The sequence below is a fragment of the Campylobacter sp. US50a genome, from assembly GCF_004379015.1.
Taxonomy (GTDB): domain Bacteria; phylum Campylobacterota; class Campylobacteria; order Campylobacterales; family Campylobacteraceae; genus Campylobacter_D; species Campylobacter_D jejuni.
Genome location: NZ_RYYJ01000009.1, coordinates 41691 through 66714, shown reverse-complemented (window position 1 = coordinate 66714; position 25024 = coordinate 41691). Strand labels below are relative to the sequence as shown.

Below are 25024 nucleotides of genomic sequence, written 5' to 3'. Positions count from 1 at the left end.
TTTTTAGGAATTTTAGCTAAAAATTGATAATATCAAAATTTATTTTTTCTTCTAAGTTATAATTTGAACTTAATAACATAAAAAATTCTATATTTTTATATCTTAACTTAAGTCTATAAAAAGCCCCTAAAAATTCTTTTTGTAAAATTTTAGCCTCAAAGCGATTTCCTATTTTAAGCTCTGCATAACCAAAAATATAATTTTTTGAAGCTATCCAAGCAAAAAATTCATCTTCTAAATCAAGTTTTTCTTCTATGATATTTAAATCAGGTAAAATTTGCGCACTTTTAAAATCAGGCTTAAAATAAAGCTCTTTAGGATTTGCATGAGATAAGATTTTTCCTTTTTCTAAAAAAGCGATTTGATCAGACATGCAATAAGCATCTTCAATATCATGAGTTACCATAATAGCCGTAATGCCTTGATTTTCTATCATTTTTTTCAATTCTCTTCTTAAATCCTGTTTTAAATTTTGATCCAAATTAGAAAAAGGTTCATCTAAAAGCAAAAGCTTACATCCTCTTGCTATAGCTCTAGCAAAAGCCACTCTTTGCGCTTGCCCTCCTGAAATTTCATCGATTTTTTTATATCTTAAATCTTCAATTTCAAAAGTTTTAAGCAAATGATTTAAAATTTGATTTTTATCTTTTTTATCGTAAAGTGCAAAAAGTATGTTTTTCTCAACATTTAAATGAGGAAATAAAGCATAATTTTGAAACATCAAAGCCACTTCACCTTTGCAAGAAAACAAATCATAAGAACTAGCTTGTTCAAGCTTAGCAATAATCCTTAAAAGCGTGCTTTTTCCGCTTCCACTACCTCCTAAAATGCTTAAAAATTCTCCTTCTTTGACATGAAGATTGATATTTTCTAAAGCTTGTATTTTTCCAAAATTTTTAGATAAATTTTTAATTTCTAACATCATCTTTCCTTGTGATTTTATCCATCCAAACAACAACCATTAAAGAAAGAAAAACGATAAACAAGGAAGGCAAAGCTGCATCATAAATTCTTTCATCACTTGCAAACCAGAAAGCTTTAACACTTAAAGTTTCAAAGCCAAAAGGTGCTAAAATTCTACTTAAAGGAAGTTCTTTAATCGTATCAATAAAAACAATAATAAAAGCTAAAAATAAAAAATGTTTCATTAAAGGTGTGTGAATTTTAAAAAATAAAATAAAATAACTCGCTTTTAAAATTAAACTTGCCTCATCAATATTTAGATGAATTTTATTATATCCTCCTTCTAAAGAATAAATTGCACTCGCTAAAAAACGAATTATATAAGCAAAAACAAGAACAAATAAAGAATTTCCCAATAAACTCATGTGAAAAATTTTATCCAAAAATACAAAAAGCACTATAATGCTAATCCCTAAAGCAGCAGCAGGTATAGAATAACCCAAAGAACTTATTTTTAAAATAAATAAATTAAAAAAATGATTTTTAACTATCCTAGAACTAAACATCAAAAAATAAGCTAAAAAAGTGGTAATTAAAGCAGTGATTAAAGCTAAGATTATAGTTTGAAAACTGATAATATAAAATTGTGATTCAAAAAGCTTATGATCTTTTAGCCCCCAATAAACTAGCCAAATAAAAGGTAAAATAAAACCTACCAAAGCAATCATAAAACAATAAATACAGGATAGAATTTGTTTAATAGGATTTAATTTCCTTTTTTTGATAAAAAGAGTTAAATTTTGATTAAAACTATAATGATGTTTATTTTTATAATAATAATCCACATACATAATCAAAAATACAAAAAGCATTAAAATGCCCGATAAAACACTAGAAGAATAAGAATCATTCAAATCATACCAGAGTTTAAAAATTCCAGCCGAAAAAGTATCCACTCCCAAATAAGCACTTGCACCATAATCACTTAAAGTTTCCATTAAAACCAATAAAGCTCCAGAAAAAATGGCAGGTCTTGCACTCAAAAGTGCCACGCGTGTAAAAATTCTAAATTCAGAATATTTCATAATTTTAGCTACTTCATAAGCCTCTTTAGCTTCACTCTTAAAAGCTGTTTTAGCAAATAAATAAATATAAGGATATAAAGAAATAGCCAAAACAAAAATAACACCATAATGATTGAAAAAATCTATCCTAAAGCCAAAATTTTCATGAAAAAATCCTTGAAAATCCATAATTCCCACATAAACAAAGGCTAAAATATAAGCAGGTATGGCCAAGGGTAAAATGAGTAATTTTTCTAAAATTTTACAGAAATAAAAATCATAATTTGCGATCAAATAAGCAGAACTCACACCCAAAATCAAGCTTAAACACAATACTCCCACGCTAATTATAAAAGTATCTTTGATGAATTTTAAAAATAAATAATCAAAAAAATGACTCAAATTTTCTTTAATAGATGAAAATTGGGTTAAATTACTTGTATTAAAATTTTGAAATAAAATATAAAAAAGTTCAGCAAAAATACCAAAAATAGGTAAAGCAAGAAAAAGGGCAAGTAAAATTGCCCCGAGTTTATAGTATTTTAGGGTTTTATACATTATCTAAAACCGACTTCATCGTAAATTTTAACAGCTTCTTTAATATTTTCTGCTATCTTACTCACAGGAATTTGATCTTCTTTGAAAGTTCCAAAATCTTTTACAGTTTGGCTTAATTCTATATCATTTCTTATAGGAAATTCATAATTACTATCAGTAAGAATTTTTTGAATTTCAGGACTTAACATAAATTCCATAAATTTTTTAGCCGCATCTTGATTTTTACTTGATTTTGTCATAGCAATACCGCTAATGTTAATATGCGTTCCTCTATTGTCTTGATTAGGAAAAATAATACCCAAAGAATTCCCCACTTCTATATCTTTTGGATTTTTAGAATTCTTTAAAAGCCCTATATAATAAGTATTCATAACTGCAAATTTAGCTTCGCCTGCAAATACTTGTCTGGCTTGATCTCTATCCCCACCCTTTGGGTTTGTCGCAAGATTCTCAAGTACACCTTTAGCCCATGCTTTAGCCTCTTTACTTCCATCATTAGCTATAATAGATGCTAAAAGAGTTTTGCTATAAGGAGCTGTAGCACTTCTCATGACAATTTCTCCTTTAAATTCAGCTTTTGCTAAATCTTCATAATTTTTCATTTTGCTAATGTCGATATTTGCGTTTTTATTGTAAGCAATAATTCTTGCTCTTTTTGTAATCGCAAACCATTCTTTATCCTTATCTCTTAAATGAGCAGGTATAAATTCTTCTAAATATTTTGATGAAACAGGGGATAAAAGTCCTAAATTTTTAGCTTCTGTAAGATTTGAAATATCAGCTGTGATGAAAATATCAGCAGGAGAGTTATTTCCTTCAAGAGAAAGCCTTTTAATAAGTTCTGAAGCTTTAGCTTGAGTATGATTGACCTTAATGCCTGTTTTTTCTTCGAATTTTTTTATGATTTCAAAATCAGCATCATAATGTCTTGCTGAGTAAATATTAAGCTCGCTAGCACCTAAAAATGAAAAAGCCGTTAAAAACATAAAGAAGATTTTTTTCATATTTTATCCTTTATTGAGAATTATACTTGGTTTTATTAAGATCTTTAAAATCAGTATGAGAATGTTCAGAGCAAGCAAAAGCAAAGCCAACGCATAGTAAAAATAAAATTATTTTTTTCATAGACATTAATTCCTTTTTAAATATTTTGATAAGAAATATTAATATTAAAAAGTAAATATAAAATAATTTAATAATTTTATAACTGATAAATATTTTCATTTAATTATAATAAATTTTGATAATAATTATAATTAATTAAATTTTAATATAAATATTTAAGAGTATTTTTATATATAAAATATTAATATTCAATATCAAAAATATTTGCTAAGAAGGTAACAATGATAATGAAATTTTATATTATACTAGGCACGCTATTTATAGGTTTTATCTTTAATGCTTGTACCGTTTTGCAAAAATCATCTCCACTTCAAGAAAATAAAGATTTTTATATACTTGATATGCATACTCAAAAAAAGATTTCTTTTGAAGATATGATTTTAGAATTGCTAAAAGCAGATGTGATACTGCTTGGCGAAAAACACGATGAAGCAAAGCACAAGATAAGTCAAGTTATGATTTTTAATGCTTTAGAAGGAAATTTAAGTTCTCAAAATATCAGCTTTGATGTAGCTTTAGAAATGCTAGCAAGCACGGAACAAAATCACTTGGATAAAGCCTTAAAAAATAAAAAAAACATTAAGGCTAACGAACTTGCTAATGCGCTAAACTGGGATAAAAGCTGGAAATGGAAAGATTATGAGCAATTTGTCAATGTGGTTTTTTATTCAAGGTCAAAAATATTAGGTGCAAATCTTTCACGCTCAGAAATTACAAGTATTTATAATGGGGCTCAGCCCTTAAAGGGTTATGTTTCAACCACAAATGAAGTAAAAAAACAACTTTTTGACATTATATCCTTAAGCCATGAGTTAAATCCTGAAGAAAATAAAAAATTGGTAGATAAATTAGTAGAAATTCAGCAATTTAAAGACAGGCGTATGGCGGATGTATTGGTTCATCATCCAAATAAAGTTTTATTGCTAGCTGGAAGCTATCATACAAGTAAAAAAATAGGAATTCCTTTACATATACAAGATTTTAAAAGCAGCAAAAAAATAGTTGTAGTGAATTTAAACTATGGAGGAATGGATTTAAAAGACAGTGATTATACTTTTATTTATTATTAAGGAAAAATTAATGAAAAAATTAAGTTTATTTTGTGTTATGGGTTTATGTTTTGCTAATTATACTTTTTCCGAAGAATTAGAATTTGATAGTCTTGAAATTTCAGGCTCAAAAATCAAAAACGATGAAAAGCCCTTTGTAACTCCTGGAGCAACAAGCACAAGAGATAATTTAAATTCAAGCACTCAAAGTATAGATTCTATAGTACGTAGTGTTCCTGGTGCTTATACTCAAGTAGATCAAGCACAGGGGGGAATTTCAGTAAATATTCGCGGTATGACAGGACTTGGAAGAGTAAATACACAAATTGATGGCGTAACTCAAACTTTTTTTGGTTCTGCAAGTGATGATAGCTTTCATGGGCAAATTGGAACTTCAAGTTTTACAGCTCCAATAGATAAAAATTTTTTAGTCGCCTTAGATGTTAATCGTGGAACTTTTAATGGAGCAAATGGGGTTAATGCTTTAATGGGTTCGGCTAATTTTAGAACTATAGGTGTAGATGATATAGTACAAGAAGGAAGAGTTTTTGGTTTTTTGGGAAAATACTCTTATGGTAGCAATGCTATAGGGCCTGATTTTATGGGTGCTATAGCAGGAAAAACTATGTTAGAAAATAATGCTAATTTAGGCATTTTATTTGCTTATAGTGGACAAAATGTTTCTCAAAATTATAAAATCGGAGGTGGAGGCTATATAGGCGATCAAAAACCCCCAATTGACACTAATGATGATGGCATTCCAGATGATAATTTAGCAGCACCTATAAATCCAAACAATCTTTATAATCAGCCTAGAAGTCAACTCTTTAAAGTAGAATACAAATCTGATATCAATGAGGCGATTTTAAACTATAGAGCTTATAAGAACAATCTTGCAGGTAGAAAGATTGCAAATGATACTTATCAAATTGACTATCGTTTAAATCCTGATTCTAATCTTTTGGATTTAAAATTTTTATTTGCTTATAATGACGGAAAGCAAAAGTATAATCAAGGCAGCACTTGGGGTTATCACGATATGAGTGGAGTTAAGACTAAAAATCGAGCGGTAACTTTTGATCTTAGCAATACCATGAATAAAGAATTTTCACAAGATTCAAATTTGTATTTTACTTATGGGATTAATATTTTAAATAATCATTATAGCAATGATTTTCCAAAAGATAGAGTGCTTTTGCCTTATATTTTGACTAGTTTTTATCCTAAAGGAAAACAAGATATTAAAACCCTTTATTTGGATACGAGTTTTACAAAGGGAATTTTCACCCTAAATTCTAATGTCAATTGGATCAATGCACAATTAAGTGGATATAAGGGAGTTTGTAGCATGGCTAATCCTTATTGTCAGCCAAAAAATGCGACAAATTTAGAAAAGGATTACAATAATTTTAATTATTCTTTAATGCTTTCAGCAGATATCCATCCACTTTTCAATCCTTTTATTTCTTATTCTAAAAGCCATAGAATCCCAAATGTTCAAGAGTATTTTTTTACTCATGATGCAAGTTTAGAGCATAATATGAATACATTTTTAAAGGCTGAAAGTGCAGATACTTATCAAATTGGTTTCAATTCTTTTGCACATGAAATTTTAAACAATAATGATACTTTAGGTTTTAAAGTGCTTTATTATGATACTAAGGTGAAAAATTATATTTATAATAGAAGATATTGGCAAAAAGCTGACAATACTATCTTTCTTATGCAATTAAATGATGATGAAAAAGCTAAATTCCACGGAGTTGAGCTTGAGTTTAAATACGATACGGGGTTTTTTTATTCTATACTATCTTATACTTATCAAAAATCCAAGCATAAATTTTCAGATACAGAATCTTTAGAAACAGGTGGAGCACAATCAGGCCAAAGTCAATTTGCTCAACTTCCAGAGCATTATGCTAATCTTGATATGGGTGTAAGATTATTTGAAGAAAAACTAATCCTAGGAGCTCTTGCTAAATATACAGGAAAAGCAAAGAGAGTAGCTCCTGTAGGCAGTTTGGATGATGATCCAAGTAATCCTGATGCTATGGCTCCGCTTAAAACTACAGATGAATTACCAAAAATACCAACTATCGTTGATCTTTATGTAAATTATAAAATTTTGAAAAACTTTACAATCAAAGCAGAGATACAAAATTTATTTGACAAAAACTATATGGATGCGCTTTATACTTATAATACTGGTGATAGTCAAAATGCTGGAGGGTTATTTGATCCTATTTATATTTATAATAACTCTGCTCGCGGCCGTACTTTTATAGTAAGTTTTGAATATAAATATTAAGGAATATACAAATGTTAAAAAAAATGTTTTTATTTTGTTTTTTATTGTTAAATTTAAATGCAGAAGTAAATGTAACAGATATAAATTTATCGTTTGATTCTCCCAAGATAGAAATCGAAGCACCTAAAATAGAGCTTTCTCTTTCTAGTCTTTATCAGAATGCCGATAAAGTGGTAAAAGGCGTTATTTATATGTTGGTTTTATTTTCCATTTTAGCATGGGCAGTTTTTATTTCCAAGCTTATGCAATTTTATTTTATGAAGAAAAATCTAGACTTGTCTATCCACAAGATAAAAGAATTAAAAAATCTCAATGAATTAGATCAGACAAAGGATTTTGCAGGTGTTTTATCTTTAGAAATTCAAGATGAGCTTGAAAAAAGTGAATATAAAAATGATCACATAAAAGAGCGTATAGAATTGCGTTTACAAAATACCGTCTCAAAACAAATCACAACAAGCAAAAATGGTTTGAGTTTACTTGCGAGTATAGGTGCTAGCGCACCTTTTATAGGGCTTTTTGGAACAGTTTGGGGAATTATGAATGCATTTATAGGTATAGCAAATCTTGGCAATGCTTCTTTGGCAGTCGTTGCACCTGGTATAGCTGAAGCCTTATTTGCTACAGCTTTTGGCTTGATAGCTGCTATCCCTGCAGTGCTTTTTTATAATTATCTTACAAGAAAAAATTTAAGACTTATGCACCATTTAGATGAGCTTGCAAATTTTGTCTATATACTTTTTCATAGGAGTTATTTTAATGATAAAAACTGAAATGGCTCATAAAGAAGAGGAGTTAAGCGAGATCAATATAACTCCTTTTATAGATATTATGCTTGTATTATTAATTGTTTTTATGACTGTTACTCCTCTTATCACAAGTTCTATTAAGATAGAACTACCTAAGAGTTCGCAGCAAGCAGAGGATAAGCTTAAAAATCCCATCATACTTTATTTAAATACTGATAATACTTTGGCTATTAATGATGATAAATTAAGCCTAGAAAATCTTTCAAGTGCTTTAGATATAAAAACCAAAGGCAATAAAGAAGAAATTATTTATTTTCATATCGATAAAAGTGTAAAGTATGAAGATATTATGCAAGTAATGCAAAAATTAAAAGAGAATGGCTATGGAAAAATAGCTCTTTCAAGTAAAAAGGTGGATTAGTATGAAGTCTAGTGTGATTTTTGGGTTTGTGTTAAGTTTGATATTGCATACTTTGGTATTAATGTTTTTCCTTTTTTCTTTTTATACTCAAGAAAAATCAAGTGGTGTTGATTTTAAACAAGGAGCGGAATTTACTTCCATTATGATGGTATCAGAGCTTCCTATCGGGGAATTAAAAGAAGTTTCGATCGATCAAAAAAAGAGTAATTCTCAAGATAAAAACAAGAAACAAGACGAAAGAATAAGTCTTAATTCTCAAGATAAAAATGCTGTATTAAAAGTTCAAAAAAAGATTGAAAAGCAAGATGAAAACCAAGCTCAAAAAGAAATAGCTAATGCAAGTGAAAATTCAAAATTTAAAAATGAATCGCTCAGTGCTCCGCTACAAAGTAATGAAGATAAAACACAAACTATAGTAAGTGGCAATGCCAAAGAACAAGTTAAAAGCTATCAAGCTTTGCTTATGGCTCATTTGACTAAATTTAAAAAATATCCTCAAGAAGCGATAATGAAAAAACAAGAAGGCGTTGTAAGAATTCGCGTAAGCATTGATGAAAGCGGAAATGTCTTAAGCAAAGAGCTTAAAAAATCTTGCCCTTATGCAGCGCTCAATGATGAAGTTTTAAGTTTATTTAAAAGAGCTTCTCCATTGCCAAAACCGCCTAAAGAAATGTTAAAAAATGGTGATAAAATCAGTTTTGTTATGCCTATTGATTACAATATTAAAGACTATTTAGGTAAAAAATAAACTCTTGATTAAATAAAGTTGATTAAAATTTTTATTTTAAAAGGTGGTAGCATGTTTTCTTCATTTTTTGCAAGTAAAAAATGGGCTTTATGGGCTTATTTAGGACTTTTTTTACTCTTGTTTTTTCTTTTTATTCAAACAAGTCTTAATGTTGCTATAAATTCATGGTATAGTGATTTTTATAATGTCTTGCAAAAACCTAAAATAGAAATTTTAGATTCAAATTCAACACAAAAAATAGAAGAAAATCTTGAAAATAATGCCACTTTAATCCAAGAGGCTAATCAAAGAGCTGAACAAAATTTCCAAAAAGCTAATTTTATCAATAAAGGTGCATTGTATTATTATCAAAATTTATTAGAATATTTTTTCAACTCTAGGGCTATGATTGAAAAGCCGAATTATTCAGCAAATGATTTTTATGCTTTGATTTTAGTTTTTTTAGCTATTGCTATTCCTTATGTTTTAATCGCTACGATTAATATTTATTTTGCTAGTGTATATGCTTTTAAGTGGCGTGAGGCTATGACTTTTTCTTATTTAAAATTTTGGAAAAATAAAGATGATAATATAGAAGGAAGTTCACAAAGAATTCAAGAAGATACTTATAATTTTTCTAAAATCGTAGAGAGTTTAGGACTTAGTTTTATAAAAGCTTTGATGACCCTTGTAGCATTTATTCCGATTTTATGGAGTTTAAGTGATGTTGTGAGTAAAGCTTTATTTGCAAATTTAAGTGAAAATTCTTCTTTTTATTTTTTAAAAAACATTGATGGTTTGCTTGTTTATATTGCACTTTTGATTTCTTTAGGAGGCTTGGTTGTGTCATGGTTTGTAGGTATTAAGCTTCCTGGACTTGAATACAATAATCAAAAAGCTGAAGCAGCTTTTAGAAAAGAGCTTGTTTATGCTGAGGATAATCGCAAAGAATACGCTAAAAATGAGACTATGATAGAGCTTTTTACAGGACTTAAATTTAACTATAAAAGACTTTTTTTACATTATGGATATTTTAATATTTGGCTCATTTTATTTGAGCAAATGATAGTTATAGTGCCATTTTTAATCATGGCACCAGGGCTTTTTGCTGGAGCTATAGGACTTGGTATTGTAATGCAGATTAACAATGCTTTTGATCAAGTGCGAAGCTCTTTTAGTGTTTTTATCACAAACTGGACAACTATCACTCAACTTAGAAGTATACATAAGCGTTTAAAAGAATTTGAGAAAAACATAGCTTATAAAAAACATTAGTGCCTATAAAAATATCTAAATTTAATAAAAACAAGTAAAGCAATAAAAAGCAAAGAGGCTGTGAATATACACAAAAATTCCCAGCCAAAACTTTCATAATAAAAACTTGGCAATACAGAACCTATAGCACCCCCACTGTAATAAAATGCTAAGTATAGCCCATTTGCCAATCCTTTTTTATTGGTAGATGAATTTAAAAGTCCTGAAAATATACAATGACTAATAAACATTCCGCTACAAAACACAAACATGGCAAAAAATGTGAAGTAAAAATTATTTATTAACATACAAAAACAACCTGTAATAAAAACAACAAAACCAAAAATGGCTGTGCGAATTTTTGAACCAAAAAAAGCTATAGTTTTTCCTATAAGTAGGGAGCTAATAACTCCTGTTAAAAAGCCCAAATAAACAAGTCCAATTTGTGTTTGTGTGATATTGGCTACACTTTCTTTTAAATGGAAGGGTAAAAAACTTACTATGCTTTGAAAGGAAAAAAAGATGATAAAAACACAGGATAAAATCACTATAAATTTAACCTCTTTGATAAAAGGTAAAAAATCTTTTAGTGAAATTTGCGTATTTAAATTGGTGCAGTGTTCTTTAAAAAATAAAAACAAAAAACCAGAACAAAGCATTAAAATAGCAAAAAAATTTAAAGCAAAATGCCAAGAAAAAAGATCACTTAAAAAGCTCCCAAACACTCTACCGACAAAACCTCCAAAAGTTGTAGCACCTACATAAATTGCTATATTTTTTTGTATATTTTCATTTTCTAAACGACTAAGTAAGGTAAGAAGTGCTGTAAGTATAGCAGGTATGCAAAGAGCTTGTAAAAATCTAAAGAAAAGAAAAAAATAAAAATTATTGCTTAAATTTCCGATGATTCCAAAAAATGCACACATAAACAAAGAAAAAATAAGAATTTTTTTTAAAGAAAAAATTTCAAGCAAATATCCATAAATTAAAGGAGCTACAGCCAAAGGAATGAGTGTGATACTAATCACCCAAGAAATTTGATGCAAACTCACATTAAAATAACTAGAAAGTAAAGGAGTTATAGGTTGTGGAGCATAAACGATAGCTAAGGTTAATAGGGCACAAAAAATAATTAAAATTTTTAGTATTTTCATAATTTTAATTAAACTATAACAAAAATTAAAGTTTAATTAAAAGAGTCTTTAAGCAAAAATTTTACTTTTAATTGTGTATAATAAGGTTTAATAATATTTTATTTCTTAAGGAGCTTCATTGGACCCCAGTCAGGTTTTGGATTTAAACCAAACTTCTACAGCATCTTTTGATGCAGGATATTCTATACTTATGGTTGTTGTTGCACTTGCTCTAGTGTTTTTAAATGGTTTTTTTGTTTTGTCTGAATTTAGTATTGTTAAAGTACGTCGTTCCAAGCTTGAAGAGATGGTAAAAGAAAAAAAAGCTGGTGCTAAGAAAGCTTTGGAGGTTACTTCAAGACTTGATACTTATCTTAGTGCTTGTCAATTAGGAATCACTTTAAGTTCTCTAGCTCTTGGTTGGATAGGTGAACCCGCTATTGCAAAAATGCTAGAAATTCCGCTTATTAATCTTGGTTTTAGCACTGTTATTATCCATACTATAGCTTTTATTATTGCTTTTAGCATTATTACTCTTTTACATGTGGTTTTAGGAGAACTTGTGCCAAAAAGTATAGCTATTGCAGTTGCGGATAAAGCGGTTTTATTTATAGCTAGACCGCTTCATTGGTTTTGGATACTCTTTTTGCCTTGTATTAAAATTTTCGATTTTTTAGCAGCTATAAGTTTGAAACTTTTTGGAATAAAACCTGCTAAAGAAAGCGAACTAACTCATAGCGAAGAAGAAATTAAAATCATAGCAAGTGAGAGTCAAAAAGGTGGAGTTTTAGATGAATTTGAAACAGAGATCATACGCAATGCTGTTGATTTTTCAGATACTGTTGCTAAAGAGATTATGACTCCTAGAAAAGATATGATTTGTCTAAATAAACAAAAAAGTTACGAAGAAAATATGCAAATCATTTGTGAACATAAACATACTCGCTTTCCTTATATTGACGGTTCTAAAGATACTATTTTAGGGATGATACACATACGAGATATAATACAAAATGAATTAAGCCATAAAAGTCAAAATTTAGATACTTTTGTTAAACCTTTGATTTTGGTTCCTGAAAATATCAGCATTTCAAAAGTACTTGTAATGATGAATAAAGAACGCTCTCATACTGCATTAGTAGTTGATGAGTATGGTGGAACTGCTGGAATTTTAACCATGGAAGATATCATGGAAGAAATTATTGGCGAAATTAAAAGCGAGCATGAAGAAGACAGCTATAAAAAACTTGCTGAAAATATTTATGAATTTCAAGGACGATGCGATATAGAAACTGTTGAAGAAATGCTTGTAATAAACTATGATGAGGATTTAGAACAGGTTACTATAGGTGGATATGTATTTAATCTTTTAGGACGCTTGCCTATAGTAGGAGATCGCATTGAAGATGAACTTTGTTACTATGAAGTTAAAAAAATGGATGGGAATTCTATAGAGCGTGTTAAGGTAGTTAAAAAAACAAATAAAGATGAAGAATAAGCCTCTTTAGGCTTATTTCTTTTTGTAAATTTGGTTTTTAATTTCAATACACTCAAAACCTTTTTTATCTAGTGTAACTACGCGTAAATATCCACCATCATCTATTTTACCCTCGCATAAAAATACTCTTTTGGCTATTTTCATAGGAAGTTTTTCTTTATTTCTGTGTCCAAAGATTTGATAAAGATTGTCCGAGGTGAAATTACAAAATTGATTTGCCACTTTTTGACTGTCTTCATATCCACCTACACCATAAATAAAATCATGGCTTGGTATAAAACTTATTTTTTCAGGTTTGGAGGGTATAAAATTTACTCCTCCATGTGAACAAAATATGAATTTATTTTGGAATTTGTAGTATAAACATTCTTTTAGATGAGGATAGAGTTTTCTAGCATCTCTTGGAGTAAGTTTTTCTTTTCTAAAATCCTTTAAAGTATTTTCATTAAATTCTTTGGAATTTGACAATTCTCCATTAGCCCATTTTATAAGATGTCTTTCGTGATTTCCTTCTAATAAGCATACATTTTCTTTTTCGCAAATTTTTAAAAGAAATTTTATTACTTTGCCATTTTCTATACCTCTGTTGATATAATCTCCCAAAAATATATAAAATTCATCTTCTTTGATTGTTTTAATGTATTCTTTTAAAACACTATAACAACCTTGTAAATCTCCTATATGATGAATTTTTTTATATTTACTTAAATTTGGCATTTGGTAAAGACATTTTTTCCAATCGCTCGAGTCTAAAATTGGGTATTTTTTTGGATTTTTTTTGAGCAAATCTTGAGTTTTTTCCAAAAGAGCATAAGGGATGATATATCCATTTTTTTTAGCTTCTAAAAGATTTTTTTCTTGACATTGTTTTAAAGAGCTATCAAAAACAATAACATACATTTTATAGCGATATTGTTTAGCTAAGTCTTTGTAAATTTTTAATGTTTCATTGTAAGCGTTTATGATGCAAAACTCACCTTTTTGCATACGCATTTCTAGAAGTTTAAGTAAAATTTTACTCAAATCTTCATCATTTTTAACATTTAAAATTTTATATTCACTGACTATATTTTTAACGCTTCCTGATAAAAGACGCAAAGCATTTAAATCAAGTGTATAATTTTGAAGTTTATTATTTTTGATAAATTCTTCTTGTCCTGCGTAATAATTCCCTCTTAAAACAAGTAAGATTCGCACATTTTTTGCCTAGATTTTCTTTAAAAATTCAGTTTTTAAAACAATAACGCCAAATTTATCTACTCTAGCTTCAATTTCATTTTCTTTAGAAGTGAGCTTAATATTTTTTATAGTAGTTCCACGTTTTAAAGTTGTACTTGCACCTTTAACCTTAAGATCTTTTATTACACTCACGCTATCACCTGCGTTAAGTTCTGTTCCATTAGCGTCTTTAGCCATTTTTTTCCTTTCTTTGATCTAAAATATTTAAAATTTGCACCACTAAAGCAAAAGCCATAGCAGTATAAATATATGCCTTATCAATATGAATATCAAAACTTTCAGCAACTAAAACTACGCCTATTAGCACCAAAAAAGCTAAGGCTAAAATTTTAATGCTTGGATATTTTTCAACAAAATCTGCTATAGGTTTAGAAGCAAAAAGCATCACAGCTACTGCGATAATAACAGCGATAATCATGATGGTTACATCTTGAGCAATTCCTACCGCGGTAATAACACTATCAAGTGAAAATACTATATCAATCACAGCAATTTCAGCTACAACTATCCAAAGTTTATTGCTTGCTTTAAAATGACTTTGGCTTTCTTCTTGATGAGAAATTTGCTCTTTAATTTCTTTAATAGACTTTACAATCAAGAAAAGCCCACCTAGTAAAAGAACTAGATCTCTACCTGAAATTTCATTGCCCAATACACTAAACAAAGGTGTTACAAGTTTCATCACCCAAAAAAGAGACAAAAGAAGTAAAATTCTTGTAATCATTGCAAAAGCTAAACCTAAGATACGTCCTTTATCACGATGTTCAGGGGGTAGTTTACTTACTAAAATAGCTAAAAAAATGATATTATCTATCCCTAGTACAATTTCAAGAGCACTTAAAGTAGCTAAAGTAATCCAAGCATCAATACTAAATATCCATTCAAACATAAATTTCCTTGAAAATTTTAAAATTTTTTTAAAGCGATATTTTATAGTTTTAAAGCAAATACCTTTAATTCTTTAAGAAAAAATTTCAATCACACTTAAGGGTAAAATTTCATGTTCTAGGCTATGAATTTTTTCTTCAAATTCTTCAAAACTCAAATTTCTTTTTTCAAAAGCTTTTTGAGCTATAATCATTCCACCATCAAGTTCTTCATTGACCCAATGCACACTCACGCCAGCCACTTTCATATCACTTTCATAGCTTTCTTTAATCGCATGTGCTCCTTTAAAAAGTGGCAATAAAGAAGGATGAAGGTTGATCGCTTTAATATTTTTTGTAAAAACAGGACTTAAAATTCTCATAAAACCTGCTAATACAGTAAGATTTGCTCCACTTTCTTTGATTTTTTGTACTAAAATCGTATCAAATTCTTCACGAGTATTATAAGCCTTATGATCAACAATCACAGTATCAAGACCAAATTTTTTTGCCCTTTGTATACCAAAAGCATCTTTTTTATTGCAAAGGCAAAGTACTACTTCATAGGTATTTTCTCCTATAGTTTTTTTATGAAGTTTTTCTAAAATATTTTCTAAATTACTTCCATTTCCACTAAAAAGTACAGCTAATTTTACAAGCATTTTAATCCTTTGATAAGTTTTAAAGCATCAAAGCTATTTTTATTAAATTTATATTTCTTTGCAACAAGTCCATGGGCTAAAGTAGCATTTTTTGCTGCTTCTAAAGCACTAAAACCAAAACCTAAATGCGCAGCAATCATTCCACTTAAAACATCTCCACTCCCACCTTTAGCTAAGGCTTGATTTCCTAAATTTACAACAAATAATTTTTCTTTTTGTGCAATAATAGGATTTGCTCCTTTTAAAACAAGAACACAATCATAATTTTGTGAAAATTTTCTAGCGTAGAAAAAGCGATTTTTTTGCAATGTTTCTATATTTAAATCCTCATCAAAGCATATTTTATAAAGTCTTATAAATTCTTTTGGATGAGGGGTTATAACGACATCTTTTCTGTTTAAATACCAAAGCAAAGCTTCACTTAAAAAGCAGTTTGCATCCAAGATCAAAGGAGTGTTTTGCAAAATTTCATCTTTTAGAAAATCCAAATTTTCAAGCCCCATACCTAAAGCAATAGCACTTGCATTATTTTCAATTTTTTCTTTTAATATCAAAAGGGGCGAGAAGCTTTTTTGTGCTACTAAAGAAACAAGACCTGCTCCAAAATTTAAGGCTCCAAGTCCTGCTAAAGTTCCAGCGCTTGCATTGGCAACTATATAAATATGGCCAAAATTTCCTTTATTAGCGTTGATTTTTCTATCTATAGTTTTTAAATCTTTTTTTTCAAGCAAAAAAACTTGAGAATTAGGGTAAAATTTCTTAGAGCTAATGCCTAAATTGGCTATTTTAATCCTTCCTACAAATTCCTTAGCAAAATCTTCAAGTAAAATTTCCTTTAAGGCTCCCATGCAAAGTGTAATATTAGCTTTAAAACAAGGATAAAATCCCAAATTTGTAGGCATATCACAAGCTATTTTTAAAGCCTTGCTTTGATTAACTTTTTGAATTATTAAACTTGTTTTTTCATCTAAGCAACGATTTAAGCCTGTGCCTAAAATACAATCAATGATAATATGAAATTTTTTAAAATCAGGTTCTTTTTTACAAAATTTAAAAGCATAATTTTGTAAAATTTGCTCTTGTTTTTTAAAAAGCGTATTTTCTTTAAAGCCTACTTTATAAGCTTTAGCGTGTTTTAAATTTCTTAAAGCCACCAAGCCATCTGAAGCGTTGTTACCCCCACCTAATAAAAAAAGTATTTTTACTTTTTTAATCTTGCGTTGAATGCAGATTTTTTTAGCTTCTTTTTTAATTAGTTTGGCTAAATTTAATCCCGCATTTTCCATTAAAATAAGCTCATCTAAGCCTTTATTTATAGCATTTTGTTCTAAAATGTTTATATTATCAATAATAGCTTTCATAATCTTTTTTCACCAAAAAATATATATTTTTTTCTCTTTCTTCTTCAAATTTTTTCATTTTAGGTAAAAATTTCTGGATCAAAGCACGAAAATTCTTAAAACCATAATTTTGCGGATGAAAATCCGAGTATTTGCGGTTCATATTAGTGCGTATTAGTGCGTATTCGGCACGCCCCTTTTCATCGATGAGCTGTTCGGTGATATTGATTAAAGCTCTTAAATAATCCTTACTTAAAATATCTTCTTTTTTACTCTCATCTTTATCTAAATAAAAAAATTCACTAAAGGCATTTACATAGGATTTTATAGATTTTTCAAGCCCCATTCCTATAACCTGTTTTTTATTTTCTCTTAATTTTTGAATGAGTGAAGTATAATCGCTATCGCTTGAAACAATAACAAAAATATCTATGTTTTTTTCATAAAATATGGACATGATTTCAGTGATTAAATACATATCGCTTGAGTTTTTGTTGGCTGCAAAATTAAATTGTTGCATAGCAATTAAAGAATATTCAGCAATTTGCTCTCTCCAACCTTGTATATTTTTTTGAGTCCAATCTCCATAAATGCGTTTAATGATAACCTCTCCATAATCTGAAGCGATATCAAAAATACTTTTAGCGTATTTTGCAGGGATATTTTCTGCATCTATAAAGATAGCTATACTTTTATTTTCCATTTTAATTCCTTGCTCTAAAGCTTAAAGCTTCTAAAATATGGGTTTTGTTAATATTAAGACTTTGTTCTAAATCCGCTATACTTCTTGAAACTTTTAAAATTTTATTGAGTGATCGCAAAGAAAGATTATAACGTGAAATTGCTAAATCTAGTGTATCTTTGGCATCTTTTTCCAATACACAAAAACGACTTAAATCTTCATCTTTTAATTTCCCATTAAATTCTTTTTGCCCCCGTTTTTTACCAAAAATAAAAGCTTGTAAAATTTTTTCACTCATTTCTTTAGAACTTATACTCGTTTTATCATCCTTGCTGATCTCATCCATAGCTACATAAAGATCAATCCTATCCATAATAGGAGCTGAAATGTGATTTTTGTATTTTTTAATCTCATTTTCACTACAAACACAAGAAAGATTTTTAGAAAATAAATTTCCGCAAGGACAAGGATTTTGGGCAGCTATAAAGCTAAATTTTGTTTCATAAGTGATTTTAGAATTTACTCTTGAAATATGAATTTTATGATCCTCTAAAGGCTCTCTTAAACTCTCTATGATTTGCTTGTTAAAATGTGGAAATTCATCAAAAAACAATACTCCACCATTTGCAAGTGCGACTTCTCCAATTCTAGCATTTTTTGTTCCTCCGCCAAAAATACTTGCTCTTGTAGAAGTATGATGAGGATGACGAAAAGCACGAATTTTAGTAAATTCACAATCTTTTGAATCTAAAGACATATAAGCATTTTGCATTAAAATTTCACTTAAACTTTGAGGAGGCATGATATAAACAAGGCGTTTAGCACACATACTTTTACCACTTCCTGGACTTCCTTCAAATAAGATATTGTGCATACCTAAAGCAGCTATCATACAAGCTCTTTTAGCTTTTTCCTGCCCTTTGATGTCTTTAAAATCAAGTTTAAAATCCATATTTTGTAAAAAAATTTCATTTTCTATTTGCAAAGGGTTTGTAAATAAAGGATGATTGTGCGAGAAGTGAAAATTTTCATAATTTTTTTCTTTAAAAAACTCTATTGCTTCATTTAAATTTTCAAGTCCATAAACCTCCAAATTTGGTATCATGGAAGCTTTTTGAGCTATGCTTTTTGGAACAACGATTTTAGCTTTTTTAATTTTAGCAGAGAGAAACAAAAGCAAAGAAAAAAGCTCGTTAGTGCTTTTAATACTTCCATCAAGTCCTAATTCTCCTACTACAAAAAAGTCATCTAATTCTTCATTTTGCAAAAGGATTAATAAAGCAATGGCCAAATCAAAATGAGATCCCTTTTTTGGGATGCCTGAAGGACTAAGATTGATAGTAATTTTTTTAGCAGGAAAAGCAAAATCACAACTTAAAAGCGTGGCTTTGATGCGTTCGATACTTTCCTTAATCGCTACACTTGCAAGTCCTACTATGCTTAAATTTGGCAAACCTCTTGTAAAAGTGGATTCTACCTCTATAATGTCTAAGCCTTCATGAAAGCTTATGCACTTTAGTTTTTTCATTTCTCTTTTTTATGATTTTTCTTCTTTTTCTTAAATTCTTTATCGAATTTTTGACGCTTAGCAAAAGAAATTTTTTCTATAAATAAATGTCCATTTAAATGATCATTTTCGTGTTGAATGGCCACAGCTAAAAAACCTTTTGCTTCAAGTTCTTTAAATTCTCCAAAGCGATCTTGATATTTAAGTAAGATATGATTATAGCGTTTTACTTCTTCGAAAAAATCTGGCACACTCAAACACCCTTCTGTGCAAGTGATCATTTCTTCATCTAAAGGAATAATTTCAGGATTAATAATCTCTAGCAAATCTTCTTTTTTTTGTTCATCATTTTCATCAAAAATATTCACAAGTAAAGCACGCAAAGGAATATCCACTTGAATAGCTGCTAAACCTACTCCATTACTTGCTATCATAGTTTCATACATATCATCAAGCAAGGTGTGAAGTTCTGCATCAAATTTATTTACAATTTCAGAGTTTAAAAAAAGTCTAGGATTAGGATAAGTGATAATTTTTCTAACCATTAAAAAACCTTTGTTTTAAATGATCTCCAAAGAAATCATTTAAAACTTTTTTCCAAAACCTTATCAATCAGTCCATATTCTTTAGCTTCTTGTGCTGACATGAAAAAATCTCTTTCTGTATCTTTTGCTATTTTTGTAACTTTTTGCTTAGTATTTTTTGCCAAAATATCATTAAGTATAGTTTTAAGTCTTAAAATTTCTTTAGCTTGAATTTCAATATCTGTGGCTTGACCTCTAGCTCCACCTAAAGGTTGATGAATCATAATGCGTGAATTAGGCAAAGCAAAACGCTTTCCTTCTGCGCCACAACTAAGCAAAAATGCTCCCATAGAAGCAGCTTGTCCTATGCAAATCGTACAAACATCAGGTTTGATATAGTTCATAGTATCATAAATACTAAAACCACTTGTAATGACACCACCTGGAGAATTAATATAAAGATAAATATCTTTTGTAGGATCTTCAGCTTCTAAAAAAAGAAGTTGTGCTACGATAGAAGCAGCAAGTTCATCATGAATTTCGCCACTTAGCATAATAATTCTATCTTTTAAAAGGCGTGAATAAATGTCATAACTTCTTTCACCACGACTGGATTTTTCAATAACATAAGGAATAAACATTATTTATCTTCTTTCTCTTTTTTGCTCGCTTTTTCCGATTTTTCTGTTTTTGGCATAAAAATATCATTAAAAAGTTTTTCTTCAATTAAAGCCATTTTCACAGCAGGTAAAGCTCCTTGTTTTTTATAGTTTTCTAAATGCTCTTTTGGATTCATACCATAGCGATATGCTTCAAAATAAATCGCTTGAATCAATTCTTGATCATTTACTTCAATCTTACGCAATTTTGCAAGCTCATCAATAATAAAAGTAAGTTTTACACTTTTTTGCGCTTCTTCTTTAAAAGAATCACGTTTTTCTTGGTATTTTTCTTTACTTGCTTTAAGCTCTTCGATTTCTTTTTCACTAAAAGTATTAAAAGCTGCACGCATTTGCATATCAGTTTCTTGTTCTACTATGCCTTTAGGTAAATCAAAATTATATTTTTCAATCAAAGTATCTGCAAATTTACCTTTTAATTCGTCATTTACAAGTTTAAAAAGCTTTTCATTTTTGATTTGCTCTTTTAATTTTTCATCTAAAACTTCAACACTAGCTTTTTCTTCTCCTGGTAAAAGTTTTTTAAGCATTTCTTCATCAAGTTCTGGAATTTTAAGCTCTTGAATTTCATGTAGTTTTACTTTAAATACGGCATCTTTACCCGCTAAATGCGCTGCACCGTATTCTTTAGGGAAAGTTACTTTGATATCTTTTTCTTCACCTATTTTCATTCCTACCATACCATCTTCAAAACCTGGAATAAATTGCTTAGAACCAATTTCTAAAACATAATTTTCAGCTTTACCACCTTCAAAAGCTTTATCATCTACAAAACCTTCAAAATCAAATTTTGCAAAATCACCTTCTTTTAAAGCTCTTTTTGTTTTTATAGCTTCAGGAGTAGCAAAACGCTTTAAAAGTTCATCTTTTTTCTCATCAATTTCTTTTTTACCTACTTTTGGAGTTTGGTATTCAGGAATGAGTTTTTCATAACCCTCAAGTTTGATTTCAGGTTTAAAAGAAAGTATTAACTCAGCAATAATTTCTCCATCTTTACGATCAAATTTTTCAAAATATGGCTCACCTACAAGCTCTTTACTTTCTTTTTTAAGTTCTTGTAAAGCACTATTTACAGCAGATTTAAAAAGATTTTGTTCCGCGTCTTGAGTGAGTTCTCTTTCATATCTTTTAAGTACAGCACTTACAGGAACTTTTCCTGGTCTAAACCCATCCATTTTTACACTTTTAGAAGCTTTTTTTGCTAAATTTTCTACTTCACTTTTGATCATTCCTGAAGGAATTTTTACACTAGCAGTCGCATTAACAGAATCTAGTTGCTTTGCCTTTACTTCCATAGTTTTTTTCCTTATAAAATAAAATTTGCTTTCAATGATAGCAAATTTTTCCTTATTGCTTGCATAAAATTTTAAAGTAATTTATGATAAAATTGCAATATTACATTATTATTAAAATATAAAAATATTTTTGGAGAAAAATTTGCAAAAAAAATTTGAAGATTGTGTTAAAACTATGCTTGAAATTATAGGAGAAAATCCAAATCGTGAAGGACTGATTAAAACACCAAATCGTGTTTTTAAAGCTTATGAATTTCTTACTAGTGGTTATACGCAAAATGTCAAAGAAATTTTAAATGACGCTTTATTTGAAAGCTCTAATAATGAAATGGTTTTAGTGCGTGATATAGAATTTTATAGTCTTTGCGAACATCATCTTTTACCTTTTTTTGGGCGTGCTCATGTAGCCTATATCCCTAATAAAAAAGTAGTAGGTTTAAGCAAAATTCCACGCCTTGTAGAGGTGTTTGCAAGAAGACTTCAAATTCAAGAACAACTTACCGAACAAATCGCACAAGCTTTAATGGAAAATGTCGATGCAAAAGGTGTGGGTGTAGTCATAGAAGCAAGACATATGTGTGTTGAAATGCGTGGAGTGCAAAAAGCTAATTCCACCACTACAACTTCAGCTTTGCGTGGAATTTTCTTGAAAAATGAAAAAACCAGAGAGGAATTTTTTTCTCTCATAAACTCTGCTAAACAGGTAAGATTTTAATGAATCTTGAAAAACTACGCTCCAAACTTGGTAAAGAAAATTTAAGTGCTATCTTTGGAGAGATTACAAAAATTTCTGCTACGAGTATAGAAATTCGTGGGCTTAAAACAGGGGTTGGAGATATAGTAAAGCTAGTTTCTAATGAAAATGAAAATTTAAACACTCTAGCTATGGTCGTAGAAATCAAAGAACAATTTAGCTATTTAAGCCCTTTTTCTTTTATAGAAGGTTTTAAAATAGGCGATCGTGCTTTCATAAGTGATGCAGGTATGCAAATAGGCGTTAGCGATGAACTTTTAGGCAGAGTAGTAGATCCTTTTATGCGTCCAAAAGATGGTAAAGGAGCTATAGAAGTAAGTAAATATATGCCTATAATGCGTGCACCTATTGATGCGATGAAAAGAGGGCTTATAGAAGAAGTTTTTCCCGTGGGTGTTAAAACCATAGACGCACTTTTAACTTGTGGTGTAGGGCAAAAACTTGGTATTTTTGCAGGAAGCGGGGTAGGAAAATCCACTCTTATGGGAATGATAGTTAAAAATTCCAAAGCTCCTATAAAGGTAGTGGCGCTCATAGGAGAAAGGGGGCGTGAAATTCCTGAATTTATACAAAAAAATTTAGGCGGAAAGCTCGATGATACAGTGATTATTGTTGCTACAAGTGATGATAGTGCTTTGATGCGTAAATACGGTGCTTTTTGCGCAATGAGTGTGGCAGAATACTTTAAAGAACAGGGCAAAGATGTACTTTTTATCATGGATAGTGTAACGCGTTTTGCTATGGCACAAAGAGAAATTGGACTAGCTCTTGGAGAGCCTCCTACAACCAAAGGTTATCCGCCAAGTGTTTTAAGTCTTTTGCCTCAACTCATGGAAAGAACGGGTAAAGAAGAAGGTAAAGGCACTATAACAGCCTTTTTTACCGTTTTAGTGGATGGTGATGATATGAGCGATCCAATCGCCGATCAAAGTCGTTCTATCTTAGATGGACACATTGTTTTAAGCCGTGAATTAACAGACTTTGGAATTTATCCTCCTATTAATATACAAAACTCTGCTTCAAGGGTGATGAGTGACATTATAAGTCCTGAACATAAACTTTGGGCAAGAAAATTTAAGCGTTTAAACTCGCTTTTAAAAGAAAATGAAGTATTGCTTCGCATCGGTGCTTATCAGAAAGGAAGTGATAAAGAACTTGATGAAGCTATTTCTAAAAAAGAATTTATGCAAAAATTCTTAGGACAAAATCCTGAAGAAAGCTTCGAATTTAATCAAACTTTAGAGCTTTTAAGTCAAATTGATACACCAAATACTCCTTTGCCACCAACTCAAAATATAAATGTAGGAAGTGCAAGTGCAACCTTGCCTAATCCTAATTTAAAATAAAATTATTTAATAAAATAATCTCCATCAAAACTGATTAAAGAATATTTCCTTTCATCGCCTATGCTTTGGGTTAATTCTTCTATGCTTAAAAAACTTAGCGTATCAGCTTCTACATATTCACGCACTTCTTCAGCATTTTTATTTGCACTGATAAGTTCTTCAAAAGTTGGAGTATCTATGCCATAAGTATCAGGAAATTTGATCTCAGGACAAGCTATAGCAAGATGGATTTTGCTCGCTCCTGCAGCACGCAGTAAAGAAATTATTTTTTTAGAAGTAGTGCCACGCACCAAGCTATCATCAATGACTACAATTTCTTTGCCTTCTAAAACTTTACGCATAGGGTTAAGCTTTAGTTTTACTTTTAAATTTCTAAGCTCTTGAGTTGGCTCTATAAAGGTTCTTCCTACATAATGATTTCTTACTATTGCCATTTCAAGAGGGATTTGTAAATATTGCGCAAAACCTATAGCTGCACTTACTCCACTATCTGGCACAGGCACGACAAAGTCTGCTTTATAAACAAATTTTTTAGCTAAAGCTTCGCCCATTTTTTTACGCACTTCATACACGCTTTTACCTTCTACTATGCTATCAGGTCTAGCAAAATAAATGTATTCAAAAGCACAAATTCTAGGAGTTTGAGAAAAAAGTTCTATACTTTCAAATTTATCATTTCCCTGAGTAAAAATAAGCATTTCCCCTGGTTTAACATCACGAATAAATTCAGCCTCTATAAGATCAAAAGCACAAGTTTCACTAGCAACTATATAGCCTCCATCTTTTAAACGTCCTAAAGATAAAGGACGTACTCCATGAGGATCTCTTACAACATAAAGTTTATCTTTGCTTGCTAAAACAAAACAATAAGCCCCTATACATTCTTTTAAACTCTCAATAAATCTATCTTTTAAGCTTTCTTGCTTACTTCTTGCGATAAGATGGACAACATTTTCTGTATCCATATTGGTTTGAAAAATAGCCCCATCTTGAATAAGTCTTGATCTTACTTCTTCTTTATTAACTAAATTTCCATTATGCGCTAAAGCAATATCACCTAAAACCGAAGTAGCTGCTATGGGCTGAGCATCATTTAAACTTGAATTTCCTGCTGTAGAATAGCGATTATGCCCTATAGCGATTTCACCTTCTAAAGTTTTTAGATTATCAGGATTAAAAATTTGACTCACTTCACCTTTAGCTTTAATAGTCTTAATATTTTTACCATTGCTTACACTAATACCACTTGCTTCTTGCCCACGGTGTTGCATAGCAAAAAGCGCATAATACGCATAAGTGCTAGCATTTTTTGAATTGATAACTCCTACAACTGCACACAT

At 29.8% G+C, this 25024-nt stretch carries 25 protein-coding genes; 9 read left to right on the top strand and 16 right to left on the bottom strand.

Annotated elements, in window-relative coordinates; all coding sequences use genetic code 11:
• Positions 1 to 16: 16 nt before the first annotated feature.
• The 4 genes from ELQ11_RS07055 to ELQ11_RS07040 are packed head-to-tail and all read right to left on the bottom strand — an operon-like array spanning position 17 to position 3656.
• Positions 17 to 925, bottom strand: coding sequence for an ABC transporter ATP-binding protein (locus tag ELQ11_RS07055; protein ID WP_126231854.1), 909 nt, complete (start codon positions 923 to 925; stop codon positions 17 to 19).
• Entirely contained in the window at positions 909 to 2525 is a 1617-nt protein-coding gene (locus ELQ11_RS07050; RefSeq protein WP_134225220.1) for an iron ABC transporter permease, read from the bottom strand. Before ELQ11_RS07050 ends, ELQ11_RS07055 begins: the two co-directional genes overlap by 17 nt.
• Positions 2525 to 3529, bottom strand: coding sequence for a Fe(3+) ABC transporter substrate-binding protein (locus ELQ11_RS07045; RefSeq protein WP_070243046.1), 1005 nt, complete (start codon positions 3527 to 3529; stop codon positions 2525 to 2527). Before ELQ11_RS07045 ends, ELQ11_RS07050 begins: the two co-directional genes overlap by 1 nt.
• Positions 3530 to 3539: 10 nt before the next feature.
• A complete protein-coding gene (locus ELQ11_RS07040; RefSeq protein WP_079264245.1) occupies positions 3540 to 3656 on the bottom strand; it encodes a hypothetical protein in 117 nt (38 codons plus the stop codon).
• Positions 3657 to 3877: 221 nt separating this feature from the next.
• Here ELQ11_RS07040 and ELQ11_RS07035 point away from each other — a divergent pair, with 221 nt between their 5' ends.
• The 6 genes from ELQ11_RS07035 to ELQ11_RS07010 are packed head-to-tail and all read left to right on the top strand — an operon-like array spanning position 3878 to position 10179.
• Complete coding sequence (locus tag ELQ11_RS07035) at positions 3878 to 4720, top strand: ChaN family lipoprotein (RefSeq protein WP_052949929.1); 843 nt, start codon at positions 3878 to 3880, stop codon at positions 4718 to 4720.
• A 10-nt stretch (positions 4721 to 4730) separates the two neighbouring features.
• Positions 4731 to 7007, top strand: coding sequence for a TonB-dependent receptor (locus ELQ11_RS07030; RefSeq protein ID WP_002870687.1), 2277 nt, complete (start codon positions 4731 to 4733; stop codon positions 7005 to 7007).
• A gap of 11 nt (positions 7008 to 7018) precedes the next feature.
• Entirely contained in the window at positions 7019 to 7780 is a 762-nt protein-coding gene (locus ELQ11_RS07025) for a MotA/TolQ/ExbB proton channel family protein (protein ID WP_072223569.1), read from the top strand.
• Entirely contained in the window at positions 7767 to 8177 is a 411-nt protein-coding gene (locus ELQ11_RS07020) for a biopolymer transporter ExbD (RefSeq protein ID WP_002870685.1), read from the top strand. The genes ELQ11_RS07025 and ELQ11_RS07020 overlap by 14 nt, the downstream gene beginning before the upstream one ends.
• Before the next feature lies 1 nt (position 8178).
• On the top strand, positions 8179 to 8925 hold the full coding sequence (locus ELQ11_RS07015; protein WP_002870684.1) for an energy transducer TonB: 747 nt from the start codon (positions 8179 to 8181) through the stop codon (positions 8923 to 8925).
• Positions 8926 to 8976: 51 nt separating this feature from the next.
• Complete coding sequence (locus ELQ11_RS07010) at positions 8977 to 10179, top strand: putative transporter (protein WP_002870683.1); 1203 nt, start codon at positions 8977 to 8979, stop codon at positions 10177 to 10179.
• Here the strand turns inward: ELQ11_RS07010 and ELQ11_RS07005 are convergent.
• The gene (locus ELQ11_RS07005; protein ID WP_072223585.1) at positions 10176 to 11306 is read right to left on the bottom strand and encodes an MFS transporter; all 1131 of its coding nucleotides are present in this window, start codon (positions 11304 to 11306) and stop codon (positions 10176 to 10178) included. The genes ELQ11_RS07010 and ELQ11_RS07005 overlap by 4 nt on opposite strands.
• A gap of 124 nt (positions 11307 to 11430) precedes the next feature.
• Here ELQ11_RS07005 and ELQ11_RS07000 point away from each other — a divergent pair, with 124 nt between their 5' ends.
• The gene (locus tag ELQ11_RS07000) at positions 11431 to 12789 is read left to right on the top strand and encodes a hemolysin family protein (RefSeq protein ID WP_002860995.1); all 1359 of its coding nucleotides are present in this window, start codon (positions 11431 to 11433) and stop codon (positions 12787 to 12789) included.
• 12 nt (positions 12790 to 12801) lie between these two features.
• Here the strand turns inward: ELQ11_RS07000 and ELQ11_RS06995 are convergent, their stop codons facing one another.
• The 10 genes from ELQ11_RS06995 to tig all read right to left on the bottom strand — a co-directional run bounded on the left by ELQ11_RS06995 (position 12802) and on the right by tig (position 21584).
• Positions 12802 to 13986: a metallophosphoesterase gene (locus tag ELQ11_RS06995; protein ID WP_002892648.1), complete on the bottom strand. Its 1185-nt coding sequence runs from the start codon at positions 13984 to 13986 to the stop codon at positions 12802 to 12804.
• A 9-nt stretch (positions 13987 to 13995) separates the two neighbouring features.
• Positions 13996 to 14205 (bottom strand): alkylphosphonate utilization protein, encoded by a 210-nt coding sequence (locus tag ELQ11_RS06990; protein ID WP_002870680.1) that lies wholly within the window; start codon positions 14203 to 14205, stop codon positions 13996 to 13998.
• Positions 14198 to 14917 carry a TerC family protein gene (locus tag ELQ11_RS06985; RefSeq protein WP_002851673.1) on the bottom strand — a complete coding sequence of 240 codons (720 nt, stop codon included), beginning with the start codon at positions 14915 to 14917 and terminating at the stop codon, positions 14198 to 14200. Before ELQ11_RS06985 ends, ELQ11_RS06990 begins: the two co-directional genes overlap by 8 nt.
• Before the next feature lie 72 nt (positions 14918 to 14989).
• A complete protein-coding gene (purN, locus tag ELQ11_RS06980) occupies positions 14990 to 15556 on the bottom strand; it encodes a phosphoribosylglycinamide formyltransferase (protein WP_002870679.1) in 567 nt (188 codons plus the stop codon).
• Positions 15547 to 16917 carry an NAD(P)H-hydrate dehydratase gene (locus ELQ11_RS06975; protein ID WP_126264560.1) on the bottom strand — a complete coding sequence of 457 codons (1371 nt, stop codon included), beginning with the start codon at positions 16915 to 16917 and terminating at the stop codon, positions 15547 to 15549. The genes purN and ELQ11_RS06975 overlap by 10 nt, the downstream gene beginning before the upstream one ends.
• Positions 16901 to 17599 carry an NYN domain-containing protein gene (locus ELQ11_RS06970; RefSeq protein WP_052949937.1) on the bottom strand — a complete coding sequence of 233 codons (699 nt, stop codon included), beginning with the start codon at positions 17597 to 17599 and terminating at the stop codon, positions 16901 to 16903. Before ELQ11_RS06970 ends, ELQ11_RS06975 begins: the two co-directional genes overlap by 17 nt.
• A 1-nt stretch (position 17600) precedes the next feature.
• Positions 17601 to 19106: a YifB family Mg chelatase-like AAA ATPase gene (locus ELQ11_RS06965; protein WP_052949939.1), complete on the bottom strand. Its 1506-nt coding sequence runs from the start codon at positions 19104 to 19106 to the stop codon at positions 17601 to 17603.
• A complete protein-coding gene (def, locus tag ELQ11_RS06960) occupies positions 19103 to 19630 on the bottom strand; it encodes a peptide deformylase (RefSeq protein WP_002870676.1) in 528 nt (175 codons plus the stop codon). Before def ends, ELQ11_RS06965 begins: the two co-directional genes overlap by 4 nt.
• 35 nt (positions 19631 to 19665) lie before the next feature.
• A complete protein-coding gene (gene clpP / locus ELQ11_RS06955) occupies positions 19666 to 20250 on the bottom strand; it encodes an ATP-dependent Clp endopeptidase proteolytic subunit ClpP (RefSeq protein WP_002861003.1) in 585 nt (194 codons plus the stop codon).
• Complete coding sequence (gene tig / locus ELQ11_RS06950) at positions 20250 to 21584, bottom strand: trigger factor (RefSeq protein ID WP_126253974.1); 1335 nt, start codon at positions 21582 to 21584, stop codon at positions 20250 to 20252. The genes clpP and tig overlap by 1 nt, the downstream gene beginning before the upstream one ends.
• A gap of 142 nt (positions 21585 to 21726) precedes the next feature.
• On the opposite strand from tig, the gene folE reads away from it, so the two are divergent.
• Together folE and fliI are read left to right on the top strand one after the other, a co-directional pair.
• Positions 21727 to 22299 carry a GTP cyclohydrolase I FolE gene (folE, locus tag ELQ11_RS06945; RefSeq protein WP_002851990.1) on the top strand — a complete coding sequence of 191 codons (573 nt, stop codon included), beginning with the start codon at positions 21727 to 21729 and terminating at the stop codon, positions 22297 to 22299.
• Positions 22299 to 23684: a flagellar protein export ATPase FliI gene (fliI, locus tag ELQ11_RS06940; protein ID WP_002854283.1), complete on the top strand. Its 1386-nt coding sequence runs from the start codon at positions 22299 to 22301 to the stop codon at positions 23682 to 23684. Before folE ends, fliI begins: the two co-directional genes overlap by 1 nt.
• A 2-nt stretch (positions 23685 to 23686) precedes the next feature.
• On the opposite strand, the gene purF is transcribed toward fliI, so the two are convergent.
• Positions 23687 to 25024 (bottom strand): amidophosphoribosyltransferase, encoded by a 1338-nt coding sequence (gene purF, locus ELQ11_RS06935; RefSeq protein ID WP_002870672.1) that lies wholly within the window; start codon positions 25022 to 25024, stop codon positions 23687 to 23689.

What these genes read in the sequence shown, in the direction of transcription:
- ELQ11_RS07055 (WP_126231854.1), bottom strand. Translation starts at nt 925, where the DNA reads ATGATGTTAGAAATTAAAAATTTATCTAAAAATTTTGGAAAAATACAA.
- ELQ11_RS07050 (WP_134225220.1), bottom strand. Translation starts at nt 2,525, where the DNA reads ATGTATAAAACCCTAAAATACTATAAACTCGGGGCAATTTTACTTGCC.
- ELQ11_RS07045 (WP_070243046.1), bottom strand. Translation starts at nt 3,529, where the DNA reads ATGAAAAAAATCTTCTTTATGTTTTTAACGGCTTTTTCATTTTTAGGT.
- ELQ11_RS07040 (WP_079264245.1), bottom strand. Translation starts at nt 3,656, where the DNA reads ATGTCTATGAAAAAAATAATTTTATTTTTACTATGCGTTGGCTTTGCT.
- ELQ11_RS07035 (WP_052949929.1), top strand. Translation starts at nt 3,878, where the DNA reads ATGAAATTTTATATTATACTAGGCACGCTATTTATAGGTTTTATCTTT.
- ELQ11_RS07030 (WP_002870687.1), top strand. Translation starts at nt 4,731, where the DNA reads ATGAAAAAATTAAGTTTATTTTGTGTTATGGGTTTATGTTTTGCTAAT.
- ELQ11_RS07025 (WP_072223569.1), top strand. Translation starts at nt 7,019, where the DNA reads ATGTTAAAAAAAATGTTTTTATTTTGTTTTTTATTGTTAAATTTAAAT.
- ELQ11_RS07020 (WP_002870685.1), top strand. Translation starts at nt 7,767, where the DNA reads ATGATAAAAACTGAAATGGCTCATAAAGAAGAGGAGTTAAGCGAGATC.
- ELQ11_RS07015 (WP_002870684.1), top strand. Translation starts at nt 8,179, where the DNA reads ATGAAGTCTAGTGTGATTTTTGGGTTTGTGTTAAGTTTGATATTGCAT.
- ELQ11_RS07010 (WP_002870683.1), top strand. Translation starts at nt 8,977, where the DNA reads ATGTTTTCTTCATTTTTTGCAAGTAAAAAATGGGCTTTATGGGCTTAT.
- ELQ11_RS06990 (WP_002870680.1), bottom strand. Translation starts at nt 14,205, where the DNA reads ATGGCTAAAGACGCTAATGGAACAGAACTTAACGCAGGTGATAGCGTG.
- ELQ11_RS06985 (WP_002851673.1), bottom strand. Translation starts at nt 14,917, where the DNA reads ATGTTTGAATGGATATTTAGTATTGATGCTTGGATTACTTTAGCTACT.
- purN (WP_002870679.1), bottom strand. Translation starts at nt 15,556, where the DNA reads ATGCTTGTAAAATTAGCTGTACTTTTTAGTGGAAATGGAAGTAATTTA.
- ELQ11_RS06975 (WP_126264560.1), bottom strand. Translation starts at nt 16,917, where the DNA reads ATGAAAGCTATTATTGATAATATAAACATTTTAGAACAAAATGCTATA.
- ELQ11_RS06970 (WP_052949937.1), bottom strand. Translation starts at nt 17,599, where the DNA reads ATGGAAAATAAAAGTATAGCTATCTTTATAGATGCAGAAAATATCCCT.
- ELQ11_RS06965 (WP_052949939.1), bottom strand. Translation starts at nt 19,106, where the DNA reads ATGAAAAAACTAAAGTGCATAAGCTTTCATGAAGGCTTAGACATTATA.
- def (WP_002870676.1), bottom strand. Translation starts at nt 19,630, where the DNA reads ATGGTTAGAAAAATTATCACTTATCCTAATCCTAGACTTTTTTTAAAC.
- clpP (WP_002861003.1), bottom strand. Translation starts at nt 20,250, where the DNA reads ATGTTTATTCCTTATGTTATTGAAAAATCCAGTCGTGGTGAAAGAAGT.
- tig (WP_126253974.1), bottom strand. Translation starts at nt 21,584, where the DNA reads ATGGAAGTAAAGGCAAAGCAACTAGATTCTGTTAATGCGACTGCTAGT.
- fliI (WP_002854283.1), top strand. Translation starts at nt 22,299, where the DNA reads ATGAATCTTGAAAAACTACGCTCCAAACTTGGTAAAGAAAATTTAAGT.
- purF (WP_002870672.1), bottom strand. Translation starts at nt 25,024, where the DNA reads ATGTGTGCAGTTGTAGGAGTTATCAATTCAAAAAATGCTAGCACTTAT.